Origin of the sequence: Plasticicumulans sp. (assembly GCF_035331805.1) — a bacterium.
GTDB lineage: Bacteria > Pseudomonadota > Gammaproteobacteria > Competibacterales > Competibacteraceae > Plasticicumulans.
Map to the genome: position 1 here is coordinate 1 of NZ_DAOLKE010000468.1, position 2,304 is coordinate 2,304.

The 2,304-nt window shown below is 66.4% G+C and carries 2 pseudogenes; both read left to right on the top strand.

What is annotated here, in order from left to right:
* Positions 1 to 1,391: pseudogene (gene rpoB, locus PKE44_RS18470) on the top strand (DNA-directed RNA polymerase subunit beta); the annotation flags it as partial.
* A gap of 78 nt (positions 1,392 to 1,469) precedes the next feature.
* Positions 1,470 to 2,304: pseudogene (locus PKE44_RS18475) on the top strand (DNA-directed RNA polymerase subunit beta'); the annotation flags it as partial.

The window sequence follows — 2,304 nt, forward strand, 5'->3', positions numbered from 1 at the left end:
AGACCCAGCTCACGCCCGAGGAAAAGCTCCTGCGCGCGATCTTCGGCGAGAAGGCCTCGGACGTGAAGGACACCTCGCTGCGCGTGCCGACCGGCATGGACGGCACCGTCATCGACGTGCGCGTGTTCACGCGCGACGGCGTCGAGAAGGACAGCCGTGCCAAGTCGATCGAGGCAGCCGAGCTTGCCCGCGTCAAGAAGGACCTCAACGACCAGCTGCGCATCCTGGAGGAGGACACCTTCCAGCGCGTCGAGCGCATGCTGATCGGCAAGACCGCCGAGGGCGGCCCGGATGGCCTCGCGGCCGGCGCCAAGATCGCCAAGTCCTACCTGCAGAAGCTGCCGCGTGACCGCTGGTTCGAGATCCGCCTGCGCGACGACGAAGCCAACGAACAGCTGGAGGCCTTCGCCGAGAAGCGCAAGCAGCAGCGCAAGGAGTTCGACAAGAAGTTCGAGGACAAGCGCGCGAAGCTGATCCAGGGCGACGACCTCGCGCCGGGCGTGCTGAAGATGGTCAAGGTCTACCTGGCCGTGAAGCGTCGCGTGCAGCCCGGCGACAAGATGGCCGGCCGCCACGGCAACAAGGGTGTCGTGTCGATGATCGTGCCCGAGGAGGACATGCCGTACATGGAGGACGGCACGCCGGTCGACGTGTGCCTGAACCCGCTCGGCGTGCCCTCGCGCATGAACATCGGCCAGATCCTCGAAACCCACCTCGGCTGGGCGGCGAAGGGTGCAGGCCTGCGCATCGGCCGCATGCTGCAGGCGAAGGCGGCGGTCGAGGACCTGCGCGCGCTGCTGCACGACATCTACAACACCACCGGCCAGCTCGATCAGGTCGATCTCGCGCAGTTCTCGGACGCCGAGGTCGTGCGCCTCTGCGAGAACCTGCGCGCCGGCGTGCCGACCGCGACACCGGTGTTCGACGGCTGCTCCGAGGACGAGCTGAAGGCGCTGCTGCGTCTGGCCGGCCTGGCCGAGACCGGCCAGACCCGGCTGATCGACGGTCGCACCGGTGACCCGTTCGATCGCGAGGTCACGGTCGGCTACATGTACATGCTCAAGCTCAACCACCTCGTCGACGACAAGATGCACGCGCGCTCGACCGGTCCGTACTCGCTGGTCACGCAGCAGCCGCTCGGCGGCAAGGCGCAGTTCGGCGGCCAGCGCTTCGGCGAGATGGAGGTCTGGGCGCTCGAGGCCTACGGCGCCGCGTACACGCTGCAGGAGATGCTGACGGTCAAGTCCGACGACGTGAACGGGCGCACCAAGGTCTACAAGAACATCGTCGACGGCGACCACCGCATGGAGGCCGGCATGCCCGAGTCCTTCAACGTGCTGGTCAAGGAAATCCGCTCGCTCGGCATCAACATCGAGCTGGATCGGGACTGACGAGAGCCCCGCGCCGCCCCCGGTTCAGTGCCGGGGCGGCGCGGCCGGCGGCTTGCGAACAGACAGAGCGGTCACGAGATGAAAGATCTGCTGAATTACCTCCCGAAGACGGAAACCCTCGACGACTTCGATGCGATCCGCATCGGTCTGGCCTCGCCGGACATGATCCGGACCTGGTCGTACGGCGAGGTCAAGAAGCCCGAGACGATCAACTACCGCACGTTCAAGCCGGAACGCGACGGCCTGTTCTGCGCCAAGATCTTCGGACCGGTGAAGGACTACGAGTGCCTCTGCGGCAAGTACAAGCGCCTGAAGCACCGCGGCGTGGTCTGCGAGAAGTGCGGCGTCGAGGTGACGCTCGCCAAGGTGCGCCGCGAGCGCATGGGCCACATCGAGCTGGCGGCGCCGGTCGCGCACATCTGGTTCCTGAAGTCGCTGCCCTCGCGCATCGGCCTGCTGCTCGACATGACGCTGCGCGACATCGAGCGCGTGCTGTACTTCGAATCCTTCGTCGTCATCAATCCGGGCCTGACGCCGATGGAGCGCGGCCAGCTGCTGAGCGACGAGAATTACCTCGACGCGATCGAGCAGTACGGCGATGACTTCGACGCGCGCATGGGCGCCGAGGCCGTGCACGAGCTGCTGAAGTCGATGGACCTCAAGGAGCTCGCCGGACGCCTGCGCGAGGAGCTGGTCGACTGCACCTCCGAGACCAAGCTCAAGCGCATTTCCAAGCGCCTGAAGCTGATGGAGTCCTTCATCGAGTCCGGCAACCATCCCGAGTGGATGGTCATGACCGTGCTGCCGGTGCTGCCGCCCGACCTGCGGCCGCTGGTGCCGCTCGACGGCGGACGCTTCGCGACCTCGGATCTCAATGACCTGTACCGGCGCGTCATCAACCGCAACAACCGCC